Here is a 16,341-nt window from a genome sequence, read left to right as displayed (position 1 = left end):
CGGCCGTCGTCGCCAACAGGCGGGAACGGCGGCCCGGTTCAGCCGGCGCGCCGCGCCAGGTGCACCACGTCCGGCACACCCCGGCTCACCGGGACCTCCCGGCTGACCACGTCCGTGAAACCCGCGGCCCGCAGCGCCTCCTCGAAGTCCGGCGACGGCTGCGCGCTCCACACCGCCAGCACCCCGCCCGGCCGCAGCCGGTGCCACAGCACCGCGAGCCCGTCCGGCCCGTACAGCCCGGAGTTGGAGTCGGTGACGGTCCAGTCCGGTCCGTTGTCGATGTCCAGGCACAGCGCGTCGTAGCGCTCGCCGTCGGAGGCCGCCAGGTACTCCAGCAGGTCGGTGTGGATCACCGCGACCCGTTCGTCGTCCAGCGCACCGCCGGAGAAGCCGCCCAGCGGGCCGCTGCGGTGCCAGTCGATGATCGCGCTCTCCCGCTCGACGACGGCGATCCGGCCCCAGCGCGGTTCGGCCACCGCGTACGCGAGCGAGAAGCCGACCCCCAGCCCGCCGATCAGCACCGACGGCGCGGCCACGCCGGCGCCGGTCCGGTCCAGCTCGTCCAGCGCCGCCTGGATCAGCAGCCGCTCGGAGCGCCCGTCCGCGGTGTCCATCAGGAAGCACCCGTTGGCGATGATCTCGAAGTGCCGTCCGCGCTGCCGCAACACCACCTCGCCGAACGGGCCCTCCCGCCGGTCGAGCGTGACGACGGCCTCGTGGCCGTCCCGTTCGGGCAGTGCGGTGGTCATGCGTCCTCCTCGACGAACTCGGCGGCGGGACCGACCCGGTGGGAGCGGTCACCCGCCCGACAATAACCGAGTCCGCACACGTCCGGCCCGTGAAACAGAACGGCCCCACGGTCCGGGCCGGGCCCCTGGCGGACCCGGCCCGGACGCGAACCGCCCACCGTCAGGTCGTGATCAGCACGCCCGCGTAGGACACCCCGGCGACGACCACCCACGAGCCGAGCCCGAGCAGCGCGATCCGCCCGCCGGTCCGCACCATGGTCGGCAGGTGCACCGCGCTCCCCAGCCCGAACAGCGCGGCGGCGAGCAGCAGTTCCTGGGCGTCCCCGGCCAGCGTGAGCGCCCGCTCGGAAAGCACCCCGGTGGTGCGCAGCACGATCATCGCCAGGAACCCGGCCACGAACAGCGGCACGATCGGCGGCCGGCTGCCGCTCCTGGCCACACCGTCCGCCCCGGCGCCCGACACCCCGCGCGCGTTGCGCCGCGCCACCACGGCGACGCCCGCGACCAGCGGCGCCAGCAGCACCACCCGCATCAGCTTGACCAGCACCGCCTCGCGCAGGGCGCCGGGTCCGCCGGTCTGCGCGGTGGCGACCACCTGCCCGACGTCGTGCACGCTCGCGCCGACCCAGCGCCCGAACTCGATCTCGCCGAGTCCCAGCGGGTGCTGCAGCAGCGGAAGTACGGCGATCGCCAGCGTCCCGCACAGGGTGACCAGCGCGACCGAGGAGGCGACGTCCTCCTCTTCGCTGCCGGCCGCCTGGCTGACCGCGCCGATCGCCGAGGCGCCGCAGATCGAGTAGCCGGTGGCGACCAGCAGCGGCTGGTCCCCGGGCAGTCCGAGCCGCCGGCCGAGCCAGAGCGTGCCGGCGAAGGTGGCGGCGACCACGGTGAGCACCATGGCGACGGTGGCCCAGCCGAGGCCGAGCACGTCGTCCAGGCCGAGCTTGAGCCCGAGGAGGACGATCCCCACCCGCATCAGCCGCTTCCCGGCCGTCGACAGCCCGGGCCGGGCGACCCCGCGGACGACCGGGCGCAGCCCGGGCAGGTGGGCCGCCGCCATGCCGAGCACCACGGCGGCGGTGAGCTTGGGCACGGCCGGGACGGCCGCGTGGACGGCGATCGCGGCGGCCACCCCGACCGCCGCGAGCAGCAGGCCGGGGGCGTCCCCGCCGAGCGGGGGCAGTGAGCGGGTGCGGGCGGCCCGCTCCCGGAGGGTCAGTGCCACGCCGCCGCTCACCGCTCCTGGTCGGCGGGGAGCCGGTAGACCCGCCGGACGCTGGTGCCGAGCCGCGAGATGTCCGCGCCGTACACGTGGATGGAGATGGCGGTGGTGCCGCAGGCGTTGCGCACCAGGTGGATGTCGCCGGGCGGGGCGAAGGCGGCGACCGTCCCGGCCGGGCCGGCCACGTGCTCGGTCTCGACCAGTCGGGAGCTGCGCCCGTCGGAGACCAGCCGGTAGCGGGTCTCGCTCTCCTGGCCCTGGTGGACCCCGGCCACGCACCAGGAGACGTGGTCGTGGATCGGGGTCTGCTGGCCGGGCAGCCAGACCAGGGCGACGACGGAGAAGCTGCCGTCCGCCTCGGCGTGCAGGACGTGCTGGCGGTAGCGCTGCGGGTCGCCCTCGCGCTGGGCGGGGGTGAGCAGGGCGTCGGGCCCTTCGGGGGCGGTGAGCAGGTGCGGGGCGAGGCGTTCGCCGACCAGGTACGCGGTGAGTTCGGGAGGCAGTCCGCGGTCCACTACGGCGCGGATCTCGCTGACCAGTGCGGTCATCCGCTCGGTGAGCCGGTCGCTGCCGACCGTGGCTGAGGGTGTCATACCAGCAGGTTCGGACCGACCGACCTATCAGGTCCAACGAGGGTTCCTAAGCGACACCCGCACTCCCGCTTATGGGTCAACGGCCCCCGGGTGCCGGGCTCGGACCGGCCTCAGCAGCCGACCCGGCTCGCCGCCGCCTGCCGCAGGTGGTCCAGCACCAGCGCGGTGGCCGGGATCCGCCGGTGCTCGCGCAGCACGTACGCGCTGACCTGCCGGCGCAGATGCGGCTCGACGGCCCGCCCGGTGACCTTGCGGTGGCACATGAAGGAGAGCACCAGTGCGGGCATCAGCGCGATCCCGACCCCGGCGGCGACCAGGCTCTGCACCGCGAGGTTGTCGTCGGTGGAGAACACGATGTCCGGCGCGAAGCCCTCCTCCGCGCAGACGTGCAGCAGGTTGGCCCGGCAGCGCGGACAGCCGGCGATCCAGCGCTCGCCGTCGAGGTCGGCCAGCCGGACGGCGTGCCGGCGGCCGAGCGGGTGCCCGACCGGCAGCAGCACGGTGAGCAGGTCCTCCATCAGCGGGACCTCGTCCAGCCCCTCCGGCACCTCGGTGGCCTGGCCCGGGTAGCGGAAGGCCAGCGCGATGTCGCACTCGCCGCGCAGCAGCCGCTGGACGGAGTCCGGCGGCTCGGCCTCCAGCAACTCGACCCGGACGCCGGGGTGCTCGGCGAGCAGCCGGGCCATCGCCTCCGGTATCAGGGTGGCGTTGGCGCTGGGGAAGGCGCAGACCCGTACCCGCCCGGCGCGCAGCCGGGCGAGCGCGGCGAGCTGCTGCTGGGCGGCGGAGAGGCTGCCGAGGATCAGTTCGGCGTGCCGGGAGAGTGCCTCGCCCGCCTCGGTGAGCCGCAGGCCGCGCCCGGCGCGGGTGAACAGCGGGACGCCGACGGTGCGTTCGAGGGCCTTCATCTGCTGGGTGATGGCGGGCTGGGTGTAGCCGAGCTCCCGGGCCGCGGCCGAGTAGGAACCGGCCCGGACGACCTCGTGGAACGTCCTGATGTGCCGCGAGTCGAACACCGGCTCCATGGCCCCTCCGCCCGGTCGTCTGACGCCTGCCTCCGCAATCATAAGAGGAATTTGGAGGTTCCGGTCCCGACCCCGGCCGCGCCTATGGTTCAGACTCGAACCAGTCTTCCCCCGCCAGGGGGTGCACCAGCGCTACTGCACCGACGGCGGCAGCCCCATCGCGACCCCGGCCTCGGCCACCGGCGCCCCGCCCCGCACGCTCGGGCTGCGGCGACTGCGCCGCTCGACCCAGCGGGCCAGCCAGGACAACAGCAGACACATGCCGATGTAGATCGGCGCGATCACCATCACCACCGGGATGAACGGCAGGTCGTAGTCGAGGTTGGTGGCGATCAGCTTGCCCGCGTGCAGGAACTCCTCGAAGGTGATCAGGAAACCCAGCGAGGTGTCCTTGAGCGCGACCACCAGCTGGCTGATGATGGCCGGCAGCATCGCCCGGTTGGCCTGCGGCACCAGCACGTACGTCATCACCTGGGTCTTGCGCATGCCCAGCGCGTACGCCGCCTCCCGCTGGCCCTTGGGCACCGCGAGCACCCCGGCCCGGAAGACCTCGGCCAGCACCGAGCCGTTGTAGAGCACCAACCCGGCGACCAGCGCCCAGAGCGGCTGCACCTTGAGGGCGACGAACACGAAGAAGATCATCACCAGCAGCGGCATGGCCCGGAAGAACTCCACCACCAGCGTGGCGAACCAGCGCACCACCCGGTGGTCGGACAGCCGCCCGGCCGCGAACAGCGCGCCGAACGGCAGCGCGAACAGCACCGTCCAGCCGAAGGCCCGGAGGGTGTTCCCCAGCCCGCGCAGCAACAGGTCCTGCACGCCCTGGTACGTGAAGGGCTCCCACTTGGCGGAGGTGAACTGGTGGGTGTGGAACAGCATGTAGACGACCCAGCCGATCAGCGCCGCGATCAGCAGCAGCGCGATCCCGCCGTAGAGCCGGTGCCGGGCCAGCGCCTTGGGGCCGGGGATGTCGTACAGCGCCGAGGATTCACCGCTCATCGGGACACCGCCACTCGTCGTTCCAGCAGGTTGAAGACGGCGCTGATGGCCAGGGTGATGATCAGGTAGCCGACGGCGATCCAGAAGAAGGTCCAGATGATGCTGTAGCCCAGTTCGTTGATGGTCCGGTAGGTGCCCAGCAGCTCGGTGACGCTGAACGAGCCGGCGATCGCCGTGTTCTTCGCCAGCGCGATCATCACACTGCCGATCGGCGCCACCACCGAGCGGTACGCCTGCGGCAGCACCACCAGGCTCATCGTCTGCCCGAAGCTCATGCCCAGGCTGCGGGCCGCCTCGCCCTGCCCGGACGGCACGGTGTTGATGCCCGAGCGCATCGACTCGCAGACGAAGGCCGAGGTGTAGCAGCCGAGGGCGAGCACGGCGAAGGTGTAGAAGGGCAGGGTGATGTCGAACCGGGGCAGGCCCAGCACCACGATGAAGAACAGCAGGGTCAGCGGCGTGTTGCGCAGCACCGTCACCCACACCGTTCCGAACACCCGCAGCGGCCGGACCGGCGAGACCCGGAAGCCCGCGATCAGCACGCCCAGCACCAGCGACAGCACGGCGCTCGCCGCGAACAGCGAGAGCGTGCCGAGGAAGCCGTCCCAGTAGGTCGACCAGTTGTCGGTCAGCGTTTTCACGGCGCGGCCCTCTCAGTACCGGTCGATCGTCGGCGGGGTCGGCGCCGGCTCCCCGGACAGGCCGAGGGTCGCCTCGAAGGCCTTCTTCCAGTCACCGTTCTGCTCGTGGTGCTCCAGCGCGTCGTTCAGCGCCCCGCGTAGCACGGTGTCGTTCTTCGGCGTGCCGATCCCGTACGGCTCGGTCGAGAACAGCGGGCCCACCACCTTGAGTTCGTCCGGCACCTTGGCCGCGTAGCCCAGCAGGATCGCGTTGTCGGTGGTGACGGCGTCGACCTGGCCGGTGATCAGGTTGTCGACGCAGGCCGAGTAGGTGTCGTAGCCGATCAGGTGCGCCTTGGGGTACTGCGACTTGATGCGCTGGTACGGGGTCGAGCCGGAGGCCGAGCAGACCTTCTTGCCGTCCAGGTCCTGCGGCCCGTGGATGCTGCTGTCGTTCTTGCGCACCAGCAGCGACTGCCCGGCGACGAAGTACGGCCCGGCGAAGCCGACCAGCTTCTTGCGGTTGTCGTTGATGGTGTAGGTGCCGACGTAGTAGTCCACCTGGCCGTTCTGCAGCGCGGTCTCGCGGTTGGCCGAGGCGATGGTCTTGAACTGGATCCGCTCCGGCGGGAAGCCGAGGAAGGCGCCGACCATCTTGGCGATCTCGATGTCGAAGCCGGAGTACACGCCGGTGGCCGGGTTCTTCTGGCCGAGGTACGGCTGGTCCTCCTTGGCGCCGACCACCAAATGGCCCCGGCTGCGGGCGGCGTCCAGGGTCGGCGAACCGGTGATCGAGGAGGCGTCCCGCACCTGGTAGCTGGGCAGCGCGCTGGGCTGGGGGCCCTTGGGCGGCGGGGTGCCGGGCTTGCCGCAGCCGGTGGCCAGCAGGACGTGCAGCAGGGTGAGCAGCAGGGCGGCGGCGGCCAGGCGGCCGCGCGCCCGCGCGGCGGGCGTCGTCGTACGGTTCACGGCGCCGCCCTCAGTGCTTCAGGATCTTGGACAGGAAGTCCCGGGCGCGCTCGCTCTCGGGAGCGCTGAAGAAGTCCTCCGGGGCGCGGTCCTCGACGATCCGTCCGTCGGCCATGAACACCACCCGGTTCGCGGAGGCCCGGGCGAAGCCCATCTCGTGGGTGACCACGACCATCGTCATGCCCTCGCTGGCGAGCTGGCGCATGACGTCCAGCACCTCGTTGATCATCTCGGGGTCCAGCGCCGAGGTCGGCTCGTCGAACAGCAGCACCTTCGGGTCCATCGCCAGCGCACGGGCGATCGCGACCCGCTGCTGCTGGCCGCCGGATAGCTGGGCCGGGTACTTGTCGGCGTGCGCCGAGAGGCCGACCCGGTCCAGCAGCGAGCGGGACTTGGCGTCCGCCTCCGCCTTGTCGCGGCCGCGGACCTTGATCTGGGCGAGCGAGACGTTCTGCAGCACGGTCTTGTGCGCGAACAGGTTGAAGGACTGGAACACCATGCCGACCTCGGCGCGCAGCTTGGCCAGCCCCTTGCCCTCCGCGGGCAGCGGCCGGCCGTCGATCAGGATGGTGCCGCGCTCGATCGGCTCCAACCGGTTGATCGCCCGGCAGAGCGTGGACTTGCCGGAGCCGGACGGGCCGATCACCACGACGACCTCGCCCCGGCCGACCGTCAGCTCGATGTCCCGCAGCACGTGCACGTCGCCGAAGTGCTTGTTGACCCCGCGCATCTCGATCAGCGGCGCGAAGGCCGGGGAACCCGTCGGGGCCGGTTCGGGAACCGTGCTCACCGGGCGCGCCGTCCCTTCAGCAGCCAGCCCAGCGCGCCGCCGGCGACCAGCGTCGCCAGCAGCGCGATCCACAGCGGCGCGGTCACGGTGAACACCCAGAACTGGATCTTGACCTTGTCGAGGTTGGCGAAGAGGAACCACACCGCGAGGACGACGATGACGCCGATCCCGATGTACCGCGTGGGAATCCCGCCGATTTCGCTGCGCCGGGGGCGGGACGAGCCGTCTGAAATCTTGGTCACCGGAGCAGTCTGCTGGCCGGGCTGACGATTTGCCCGGTTACGCGCCCTTCCGGGCCAGGAGTAACCCGCACGGGGTAATCCGACCCCGCACGGGTTTCGAACCCCGTTACACTGCCGCGCCCGCTCGGACCGACGCGCTCACCGTTCGTCCCGCCAGGAGCGCCAGAGTGCCGCGTACGGGCCGCCGGCCGCGACCAGTTCCGGGTGGCTGCCGTACTCGCTGATCCGGCCGCCCTCGACCACCGCGATGACGTCCGCGTCGTGCGCGGTGTGCAGCCGGTGGGCGATGGCGATGACCGTCCGGCCCGCCAGCACCCGGGACAGCGAGCGCTCCAGGTGCCGGGCGGCCCGCGGGTCCAGCAGCGAGGTGGCCTCGTCCAGCACCAGGGTGTGGGGGTCGGCCAGCACCAGCCGGGCCAGGGCGAGCTGCTGGGCCTGCGGCGGGGTCAGCGAGGTGCCGCCCGAACCCACCTCGGTGTCCAGCCCCTCCGGGAGGGCGTCCACCCAGGCCCCGGCGTCCACCGCGTCCAGCGCGGCCCGCAGTTCGGTGTCGTCCGCCCCGGGCGCGGCCAGCCGCAGGTTGTCCCGCAGGGTGCCGACGAACACGTGGTGCTCCTGGTTGACCAGGGCGACCTCCGAGCGCACCCGCTCGGCCGGCATCCGGGACAGCACCGCCCCGCCGAGGGTGACGCTGCCGCGGCCGGGCGCGTAGATCCCGGCCAGCAGCCGCCCGAGGGTGGACTTGCCCGCCCCGGACGGGCCGACCAGCGCGACCCGGCTGCCCGGGGCGACGTCCAGGCTGATCCCGTGCAGCACGTCCGCGCCCTCGCGGTAACCGAAGCGGACGTCCCGGGCCTCGACCCGGCGGCCCTCCGGACGCGCCGACTCGTCCCCCTCGTGCTCGGGCACCTCGTGCACGCCGACCAGCCGGGCCAGCGAGGCCTGCCCGATCTGCAGCTCGTCGTACCAGCGCAGGATCAGGTCCACCGGGCCGATCAGCATCTGGGCGTACAGCACGCCGGTGGTCAACTGGCCCACGGTGAGCCAGCCCTTGAGGGTGAGCAGCCCGCCGACCACCATGGTGGCCAGCACCGCCGAGCTGTAGACCGCTTCGATCGTCGGGAACCAGACCGAACGCAGCCACAGGGTGTAGCGCTCCCAGGCCAGCCACTCGCGCAGCTTGCGGTCCGTCAGCCGGACCCGCTGCTCGCCCAGGCGCAGCGCCTCGACCGTACGACCGGCGTCCACCGTCTCGGCCAGCACGTTGCTCACCGCCGCGTACCCGGCCGCCTCGTTGCGGTAGGACTGCGGGGCGCGTCGGAAGTACCAGCGGGAGCTGGCCAGCAGCAGCGGCAGACCGACCAGCGAGGTCAGCGCGAGCAACGGCGAGGTGACCAGCAGTGCGCCGATCACCAGCAGCAACGACACCACCGCGACGGCGAGTTCGGGGACCGCCTCGCGCACCGACTTGTCCAGCCGGTCGATGTCGGTGGTGCCCCGGGAGACCAGGTCCCCGGTGCCGGCCCGCTCCAGCACTCCGGTCGGCAGCGCGACCGAGCGGACCAGGAAGTCCTCGCGCAGGTCGGCCAGCACCCGTTCGCCGAGCACCGACCCGCGCATCCGGGACCAGCCGGTGAAGGCGGACTGCACCGCCAGCGCCAGCAGGTACCAGCCGACCGCCGCCGCAATGGTGGCCTCGGCGGTGCCGGTGGCCAGCGACTCGACCAGGCTGCCCAGCACCCAGGGCCCGACCAGCCCGGCCAGGGTGGCCACCGAGTGCAGCGACACCACGGCGGCGAACCCGCGCCGGTGCCGCCGCGCCAGCAGTCCCAGGTAGCGGCGGACGGCGGCCGGGGAGCCGACCGGCAGGGTGGTGGCCGGCCCCTGTTCCTCGTGGACGGGGGGCTTCATGACGTACTCCTCGCTCGTGGGGCCGAACAGCAAGCCGGACGGTGGACGGCGCGGACGCCGTTGACGGCGGTGCTCATACCGACGCGGCCTCCTCGTCCCGGGTGACCACGGCCCGGTAGGCCGGTTCGGTGCGCATCAGTTCGCGGTGCCGGCCGGTCGCGACCACCCGGCCGTCGCACACCAGCGCCACCCGGTCCGCCTGGTCGAGCAGCAGCGGGCTGGTCGCGAACACCACGGTGGTGCGCCCGGCCCGGGTCTCCCGCAGCCCACCGGCGATCCGGGACTCGGTGTGGGCGTCCACCGCGCTGGTCGGCTCGTCCAGCACCAGCACCGGCGGGTCCACCAGCAGCGCACGGGCCAGTGCCAGCCGCTGGCGCTGCCCGCCGGAGAGCGAGCGCCCGCGCTCGGTGATCCGGGCGAGCATCGGATCCCCCGCGCACTCCGGGGAACCGTCCACGATCGCCTCCAGCACGTCCTCGGAGCGGGCCGCGGCGAGCGCCTCGGCAACCGGGATCCGGCCGGAGGAGGGGATGTCCAACAGCTCGGCCAGCGTGCCGGAGAGCAGCACCGGCTCCTTGTCGTGGACCAGCACCGCGGCCCGGGCCTCGGCCAGCGGCACGGAGTCCAGCTCGGTGCCGCCGAGCCGGACGGAGGGCGGTTCCGGCTCGCCCTCGGCCAGCGGGACGTGCCCGCCGAGCCGCTCGGCGAGCGCCCCGGCGAAGTCCGGGTCCCCGCAGACCACCGCGGTCAGCTCGCCCGCCCGGGCGGTCAGCCCGGTGGCCGGGTCGTGCAGGTCGGACCGGCCCGGCCGGGTCAGCACGCCCTCGGCCCCGCCGCCGGTCCGGCTGAGCGAGAGCACCCGCACGGCCCGCCCGGCGGAGACCCGGGCGACGCTCCAGGCGTGCGCCGCCTCGCCCAGGATCCGCAGCGGCGCCGCGAGGAAGGCGGTCGCGCCGTAGACCGCGATCAGGGTGCCGACGCCGAGCTCGCCGGAGGCCGCCAGGCGGGCGCCGTACCACGTCACCCCGACCACGAACAGGCCGGGCAGCAGCACCTGTTGGGCTTGCATCAGCGACCACGTGCGGGCCGAGCGCACCGCCGCCGCGCGGACCTTCTGGGAGGCCGCCCGGTAGCGCTCCAGGAACAGCTCCTCGCCGCCGATGCCGCGCAGGACCCGCAGCCCGGCCACCGTGTCGGCGGCCAGCTCGGTGGCCTTGCCGCCCAGCTCGCGCTGCTTCTCGTAGCGCCGTTCGAACGGCCCGATCAGCGGCCAGACCGAGGCGGCCAGCACCGGGACGCCGAGCAGCACCCCGGCCCCGAGCACCGGTTGGACCACCAGCACCACCGAACTGACGGACAGCCAGACGATCACCGCGGCCCGGACCCGGGCGACCAGTTCGACGTACCAGCCGATCCGCTCGACGTCCCCGCTGCCGACCGCGACCACCTCGCCGGTGGCGATCCGCCGGGACAGCCCGGCCCCGAGGTGCGAGGCCTGACCGGCCACCAACTGCCGTACGTGGCAGGCCGCGTGGATCCAGTTCCAGACCGCCTGCCGGTGCAGCAGCACGGCGCCGAGCGCGGCGACAGCGGACAGCAGCAGCGCGAGGGCGCCGGCCCGCCAGATCCCGCCGGCGTCGGCGTCGACGGCGGCCTGGACGCCGGACCCGAGCGCCACCGGGAACGCGGCCTGGGCGCCCATCTCGACCAGCGCCCAGCAGGTGGCGCGGATCTGCCCGCCGCGCTGGGCGCGTTGCAGCCAGCGGAGGAAGGCCAGGGGTGAGGAGAGGTCGGGACTGCCGGGGTCGGCGAGCGGCAGTGGGGTGAGCGGCATGACACTCCGATGCGAAGGTGCGGGAGGTACCTGGGAGGTACGGAGGTACGGAGGTATCGAGGGAGTGGAGGTACCGGGGAGCGGAGGTGCGAGGTACCGGAATGCGGGAGACAGGGGCGCGGGCCGTACGGCGCGGCCGCCCCGCTCACGCACGAGGACGGGCGATGGACGCGCGGCGCGACTGCGCGGCGACGTCGACGCGTCCGGCGGAGACGCCGGACGGACACGGGGTGGGCACGAAGGACCCGGTCTCAGGAGGTCATGTCCGCGAGCCTGCCAACCCCGGTGTGATCCGCGCAACAGGTTTTCCGCGGCCCCGGCGTACGGCCAGGGCCGCACGCCCCGGCGTACGCCACGCCGTCGTGAAGCCTCGGCAAGGATTCGCCCGGACGGCGGGAACAATCGTGCCGGGGCACCAGTTGCCCCCTTTCGGAACCAATGGACGACCAGGAAGGCACCCCTTCCCGTGAGCAACATCCCCAGCGTCACCCTGAACGACGGCGCGCAGATCCCGCAGCTCGGATTCGGCGTGTGGCAGGTGCCGGACGCCGAGGCCACCCCCGCGGTCCGCACCGCGATCGAGGCGGGCTACCGCTCCATCGACACCGCCGCGATCTACGAGAACGAGACCGGCACCGGCGCGGCCATCACCGAGGCGCTGGCGGGCGGCCTCGCCCGTGAGGACCTCTACGTCACCACCAAGCTGTGGAACTCGGGCACCCGCGACTGGTCGGGCGAGCAGGGCCGCGACGCGGTGCTGCGCGAGTTCGACGCCTCCCTGGAGAAGCTCGGCCTCGACTACCTCGACCTGTACCTGATCCACTGGCCGCGCCCGATGCACGGCACCTTCCTGAACGTCTGGAAGGCCATGGAGCAGCTGAAGGAGGGCGGCCGGGTCAGGTCGATCGGCGTCTCCAACTTCGGCCCCGAGCAGCTGACCCGCCTGCTGGACGAGGCCTCGGTCGCCCCGGCGCTGAACCAGGTCGAGCTGCACCCGTACTTCCCGCAGGAGGAGTTGCGCGCCTTCCACGCCCGGCACGGCATCGCCACCGAGGCATGGAGCCCGCTGGGCCAGGGCGGGGAGCTGCTGGCCGAGCCGGCGCTCGCGCAGATCGCCGAGAAGCACGGCCGCACGGTCGCCCAGGTGGTGCTCCGCTGGCACCTGCAGAGCGGCGTGATCGCCATCCCGAAGTCGGTCACCCCGTCCCGCATCCGGGAGAACCTCGACGTCACCGGCTTCGAGCTGGACGGCGAGGACCTCGCGGCCATCGCCGGTGTCGCCACCGGCAAGCGGATCGGCCCGGACCCGCAGGGCTTCGACTGGAACTGACGACGGCGGCGGGGGCGCCGGCCGAACCGGCCCGGCGCCCCCGACAACGACCGTCGGAACGGATCTGACAGTCGGTCATATCGAAGCACCGCTCCTTCCGGTCAGGGACGAGCGGCACTTCGGTGTGCCCTGATTCACCTGTGCCCACGGTCGGCCGACGTCGACGACCGAGGACTTCAGAACCTTTGGTGAATCGTTTTGGCTATTGTTACCAAAGCTTGGGCTAGAGCCTGGCCGCCTTGGCGATGAGCGCGAGCGCAGCCTCGTGCTCCTCCTCCGCCAGCGGCGCGAGCAGCAGCCGCTGGACCTCGGCCACCCCGGCGGCCGAGCGGTGCAACAGGTCCTGACCCGCCGGCGAGAGCGAGAGCAGGTTGCGCCGCCCGTCCGAGGGGTCGCGCCGGCGCTGCACCAGACCGCGGCGCACCAGCCGGCTGACCATCTCGGCCATCGTGGCCTTGTCCAGCGAGGCCAGCTCGCCGACCGTGCGCTGGTCCGCGCCCGGTTCCAGCTCCAGCGCGTCCAGCACGGCGAACTGCGGAGCCGTCAACTCCGCCCCGACGCGCTCCGACCAGAGCTTGGTGTGCACCTGCTGACCGACCCTGATCAGGTAGCCGATCGCCCGCTGGGCGTCCAGTATCGGCCGCGCGTCGGAGAAGACGGCCACCGCCGCGGGCTCCAGCCTGGCTATCTTGGCCATCACCCGGACGATCTCGACCTGCTCCTCGGGCGTGAGGGGCTCGAACAGCACCCGCTGGACGCGGACCACACCACCGGTGGCCTCGCGCACCGCCTGGGCGCCGCTCTGCGAGAGGGCGAGCAGCTTGCGTCGGCCGTCGGCCGGGTCACGCCTCCGCAGCACGAGGCCGCGGCGGACCAGCCGCGCGACCATCTCCGCCATCGTGGCCTTGTCGAGCGAGGCGCGCTCGCCGACCGTCCGCTGGTCCGCGCCCGGTTCGAGGGCGAGCACCAGCAGGACGGCGAACTGCGGAGCCGTGAGATCGGCTCCGACATGCTCGGACCACAGACGGGTGTGGACCTGCTGCGCAACGCGAATGAGGTGTCCGGGCGACTGCTGCAGTCGCGCGGACACGCGGGTTGTCGGGATCTCCCCCAGCACCATGTATCCGTCCCGATGTCACACCCGGTGTGTGTGGGACACCCGGGTGGGGCAGTAACGGCGAGTGGGCGTCCAGCTATGAGGGAGGGCGCTCCAGCCGTGCAGCCGGTGGCTGCTGGCGGACACTATACAAACGGCGGGCCCTTGCTGGCAGGCAGGGGCGGATAGTAGACGCAGGTTCGGCAACATTGGCATATTTACGCGCTGCCACGCCCTTGCAGTAACCCGTTCTCAGCACAAAGCCGACCGGTCGGTCCTTACCGACCGTCACCTGCACCTCTCCACCCTGGCCGCCACCCCTACCCGCCGGTAGGGTGTGGGCACCCTCTCCGGGGGCACTCCCCGGAGGCACCCCCGAGAGAGACGAGAGCGAGCATGACCGAGCAGAGCACCGCCCCCCGGGTCGCGGTCGTCACCGGCGCCGCCCGCGGGCTGGGCGCCGCCACCGCCGTGCGGCTGGCCGCCGACGGCTACGCGGTCGCGGTCCTGGACCTGGACGAGGCGGCCGGCAAGGACACCGTCGACCGGATCACCGCCGCCGGCGGGCGGGCCCTGGCCGTCGGCGCCGACGTCTCGGACGCCGAGCAGGTCCAGGCCGCCGTCGACCGGGTGGTCGCCGAGCTCGGCGCCCCCGTCGTCCTGGTCAACAACGCGGGCGTGCTCCGCGACAACCTCCTCTTCAAGATGTCCGAGTCCGACTGGGACACGGTCATGAACGTTCACCTGCGCGGCGCCTTCCTGATGACCCGCGCGGTGCAGAAGTACATGGTGGACGCCGGTTTCGGCCGCATCGTCAACCTCTCCTCCTCGTCCGCCCAGGGCAACCGCGGCCAGGCCAACTACTCCGCCGCCAAGGCCGGCCTGCAGGGCTTCACCAAGACTTTGGCCATCGAGCTGGGCAAGTTCGGCATCACGGCCAACGCCGTCGCCCCCGGCTTCATCGCCACGGACATGACGGCGGCCACCGCGGCCCGGGTCGGCATGGACTTCGAGGACTTCAAGCGCGCTGCGGCCTCCCAGATCCCGGTCCAGCGGGTCGGCGAGCCGGAGGATGTCGCCAACACCATCTCCTTCCTCGCCGGCGAGGGCGCCGGCTTCGTCTCCGGCCAGGTGATCTACGTCGCGGGCGGCCCCCTCGACTGAGCACGGAACCTACACAGGGTTACCACGGAGTGGGAAGCCGGGCGAACCGGCCTCCCGCTCCGTTTCCTTTACCGGGGCTTTTGCAGAATCATTCGAAGACCACACGGGCATTCGATCCTGGAATACTGGAAATCACTCCCCGGGTCACCCTGGGGCGACCCAATTGTCGATTTCCCGGGAAAATGACAATTTGCTCCGGGATACCCCCGGTCGGATGGGTATGGTCACCCTCGTGCAATCCAGAAGTACCGCCGCTCGCATTCCGCGGCAGGAGCCGGGACACCGCACCGACGACCGCAGGGAACTCCCGGCCGCCGACCGCGCCCCGGCCCGCGTGCCCGGTCCGACCCGCCCCGGCCTGACCGGACCCGGTCCGACCCGCCCCGGCCCGACCGGCCGCGCCCACGGCGAACCCGGCTGGCCCCCGATGAGCCGCCGCCGGGCCGCCCTGTTCGCCGGGACCTTCGCGGTCTACCTCCTGGTGCTGGCCGGGGTGCTGCTCAACACCGACCTGGTCGACCTCGACTGGTCGGTCCGCCTGCTGCGCCCGTACGAGCGGTGGCCCAGCCTGGAACCGCTGCTCAACGCCTGGGTGGTGGTCGGCCAGCGCGGGCCCAGCGCCATCGCCGCCTTCGCCTGGCTGCTCTGGCGCGCCCGTCGACTCGGCCGGCTGCGCCCGCTGCTGGTCATGGGCGTCGCCCTGCTGCTCCTCAACGTCACGGTCGGGGCGGTCAAGATCATCACCGGCCGGCTCGGCCCGCACTACGCCCAGTACGTCGGCTCGCCCGAGCTGTTCTCCGGCGGCACCATCTTCCCCTCCGGCCACACCGCCAACGCCGTGGTCACCTGGGGCGTGCTCGCCTACCTCGCCGCCCGCTGGCGGCGCACCGGCGCGGTGATCGCCGCCGCCACCGCCTGCTCGATCGGCCTGACCACCGTCTACCTGGGCACCCACTGGGTCTCCGACGTACTGGCCGGCTGGGCCGCCGGGCTGCTGGTACTGCTCTCCCTGCCGCTGCTGGAACCCCTGCTCGCCGTCGCCGAGCAGCGCCTCCACCGGCGGTTCGCCCGCTGAGCCCCGACGCCCGCTGAGCCCCACGCCCGGGAGGGCTACCCCTCCCAGCTGCGCTCGACCACACCGTCCCGCACCGCGAGGTTGAGCCGCCCCTCCCGGTACTCCATGGTGATCAGCTGCCCCGGCTCCAGCACCCGGACCGAGGCCCAGCCGTGCCGCCGGGCGAGCTCCCGGGCCCGCTCGATCCGCAGCCCCGCGTACCCCTCGGCGTCCTCGCCGCCCGTGCCCGCCCCCGCGGCGTCCGACCCCGTCATCGCGCCTCCCCGGCTCTCCCCCTCGACGTACGCTGGAATCGTAGCCCGCACCCGCGCGGCCCGGAGGTGAACGGCGATGCGCACCACCACCCCGCGACGGTGGCGCAGCGGCACCGAGCCGGCCACCGCCCGCAGCGACCTCAGGCTCCGCTACCTGCTCGCGATGACCTTCACCCCGCTGTTCGCGCTGGGAACGGTGGGCTTCGCGCTCTGGGCGGCCTCCTCGCCGGTGGACGGCGCGCCCAGCCGGGGCACCCTGACCGGTTTCGCGATCGCCCTCGGGCTGATCACCCTGTTCGCCGTCGTCGACCTCGTGGTGGTGATCCGGCGCCGCCGGACCGAGCTCTGACGCGGTGTCTCCCCGGGAGTGGGGGGTCGGGCCCGCCCCGATACCACCCCCCCCCCCCACCCCGGTGGCGCCCCCCGGGTGGAGCACGGGGCGGCCCCAAAACAACCAAAACGCCGAGC

Annotated in this window: 17 protein-coding genes; 4 read left to right on the top strand and 13 right to left on the bottom strand. The window is 72.8% G+C overall.

Annotated features, from left to right (window positions below; translation table 11 throughout):
- Nucleotides 1-38 precede the first annotated feature (38 nt).
- From ACZ6Z8_RS28075 to ACZ6Z8_RS28025, 11 genes are all read right to left on the bottom strand, one after another.
- The gene (locus ACZ6Z8_RS28075) at nucleotides 39-749 is read right to left on the bottom strand and encodes a spermidine synthase family protein (RefSeq protein WP_465612809.1); all 711 of its coding nucleotides are present in this window, start codon (nucleotides 747-749) and stop codon (nucleotides 39-41) included.
- Between the two features lie 160 nt (nucleotides 750-909).
- Nucleotides 910-1,968, bottom strand: coding sequence for a YeiH family protein (locus ACZ6Z8_RS28070; protein ID WP_465612846.1), 1,059 nt, complete (start codon nucleotides 1,966-1,968; stop codon nucleotides 910-912).
- A 14-nt stretch (nucleotides 1,969-1,982) separates the two neighbouring features.
- A complete protein-coding gene (locus ACZ6Z8_RS28065) occupies nucleotides 1,983-2,564 on the bottom strand; it encodes a cysteine dioxygenase family protein (RefSeq protein WP_465612808.1) in 582 nt (193 codons plus the stop codon).
- Nucleotides 2,565-2,674: 110 nt separating this feature from the next.
- Nucleotides 2,675-3,580 (bottom strand): LysR family transcriptional regulator, encoded by a 906-nt coding sequence (locus ACZ6Z8_RS28060; RefSeq protein ID WP_465612845.1) that lies wholly within the window; start codon nucleotides 3,578-3,580, stop codon nucleotides 2,675-2,677.
- Nucleotides 3,581-3,721: 141 nt separating this feature from the next.
- Nucleotides 3,722-4,588 carry an amino acid ABC transporter permease gene (locus ACZ6Z8_RS28055; RefSeq protein WP_465612807.1) on the bottom strand — a complete coding sequence of 289 codons (867 nt, stop codon included), beginning with the start codon at nucleotides 4,586-4,588 and terminating at the stop codon, nucleotides 3,722-3,724.
- Entirely contained in the window at nucleotides 4,585-5,229 is a 645-nt protein-coding gene (locus tag ACZ6Z8_RS28050) for an amino acid ABC transporter permease (RefSeq protein WP_465612806.1), read from the bottom strand. Before ACZ6Z8_RS28050 ends, ACZ6Z8_RS28055 begins: the two co-directional genes overlap by 4 nt.
- A 12-nt stretch (nucleotides 5,230-5,241) precedes the next feature.
- Nucleotides 5,242-6,177, bottom strand: coding sequence for a glutamate ABC transporter substrate-binding protein (locus ACZ6Z8_RS28045; protein ID WP_465612805.1), 936 nt, complete (start codon nucleotides 6,175-6,177; stop codon nucleotides 5,242-5,244).
- A gap of 10 nt (nucleotides 6,178-6,187) precedes the next feature.
- On the bottom strand, nucleotides 6,188-6,916 hold the full coding sequence (locus ACZ6Z8_RS28040) for an amino acid ABC transporter ATP-binding protein (protein WP_465612844.1): 729 nt from the start codon (nucleotides 6,914-6,916) through the stop codon (nucleotides 6,188-6,190).
- 47 nt (nucleotides 6,917-6,963) lie between these two features.
- Nucleotides 6,964-7,209, bottom strand: a complete 246-nt coding sequence (locus tag ACZ6Z8_RS28035; protein WP_465612804.1) for a LapA family protein — start codon at nucleotides 7,207-7,209, stop codon at nucleotides 6,964-6,966.
- 138 nt (nucleotides 7,210-7,347) lie between these two features.
- The gene (locus ACZ6Z8_RS28030; RefSeq protein WP_465612803.1) at nucleotides 7,348-9,120 is read right to left on the bottom strand and encodes an ABC transporter ATP-binding protein; all 1,773 of its coding nucleotides are present in this window, start codon (nucleotides 9,118-9,120) and stop codon (nucleotides 7,348-7,350) included.
- A 73-nt stretch (nucleotides 9,121-9,193) separates the two neighbouring features.
- A complete protein-coding gene (locus tag ACZ6Z8_RS28025) occupies nucleotides 9,194-10,954 on the bottom strand; it encodes an ABC transporter transmembrane domain-containing protein (protein ID WP_465612802.1) in 1,761 nt (586 codons plus the stop codon).
- A 466-nt stretch (nucleotides 10,955-11,420) separates the two neighbouring features.
- On the opposite strand from ACZ6Z8_RS28025, the gene ACZ6Z8_RS28020 reads away from it, so the two are divergent.
- Nucleotides 11,421-12,284, top strand: a complete 864-nt coding sequence (locus ACZ6Z8_RS28020; protein WP_465612801.1) for an aldo/keto reductase — start codon at nucleotides 11,421-11,423, stop codon at nucleotides 12,282-12,284.
- A gap of 223 nt (nucleotides 12,285-12,507) precedes the next feature.
- Here the strand turns inward: ACZ6Z8_RS28020 and ACZ6Z8_RS28015 are convergent, their stop codons facing one another.
- Nucleotides 12,508-13,374, bottom strand: coding sequence for a MarR family winged helix-turn-helix transcriptional regulator (locus ACZ6Z8_RS28015; RefSeq protein WP_465612800.1), 867 nt, complete (start codon nucleotides 13,372-13,374; stop codon nucleotides 12,508-12,510).
- A 402-nt stretch (nucleotides 13,375-13,776) separates the two neighbouring features.
- Here ACZ6Z8_RS28015 and fabG point away from each other — a divergent pair, with 402 nt between their 5' ends.
- The gene (gene fabG, locus ACZ6Z8_RS28010; RefSeq protein ID WP_465612799.1) at nucleotides 13,777-14,544 is read left to right on the top strand and encodes a 3-oxoacyl-ACP reductase FabG; all 768 of its coding nucleotides are present in this window, start codon (nucleotides 13,777-13,779) and stop codon (nucleotides 14,542-14,544) included.
- A 232-nt stretch (nucleotides 14,545-14,776) separates the two neighbouring features.
- Nucleotides 14,777-15,619, top strand: a complete 843-nt coding sequence (locus ACZ6Z8_RS28005; protein ID WP_465612798.1) for a phosphatase PAP2 family protein — start codon at nucleotides 14,777-14,779, stop codon at nucleotides 15,617-15,619.
- A 35-nt stretch (nucleotides 15,620-15,654) separates the two neighbouring features.
- Here ACZ6Z8_RS28005 and ACZ6Z8_RS28000 read toward each other — a convergent pair whose 3' ends face one another.
- Nucleotides 15,655-15,873, bottom strand: coding sequence for an I78 family peptidase inhibitor (locus ACZ6Z8_RS28000; protein WP_465612797.1), 219 nt, complete (start codon nucleotides 15,871-15,873; stop codon nucleotides 15,655-15,657).
- Between the two features lie 76 nt (nucleotides 15,874-15,949).
- Between ACZ6Z8_RS28000 and ACZ6Z8_RS27995 the strand changes: the two genes are divergently transcribed.
- Nucleotides 15,950-16,222, top strand: coding sequence for a DUF6343 family protein (locus ACZ6Z8_RS27995; RefSeq protein WP_465612796.1), 273 nt, complete (start codon nucleotides 15,950-15,952; stop codon nucleotides 16,220-16,222).
- Nucleotides 16,223-16,341: the final 119 nt, after the last annotated feature.

The sequence above is a fragment of the Kitasatospora sp. NPDC101108 genome, assembly GCF_055584725.1.
The sequence above is the reverse complement of the archived record's forward strand: the minus strand, read 5'-3'. Positions and strand labels throughout refer to the sequence as shown.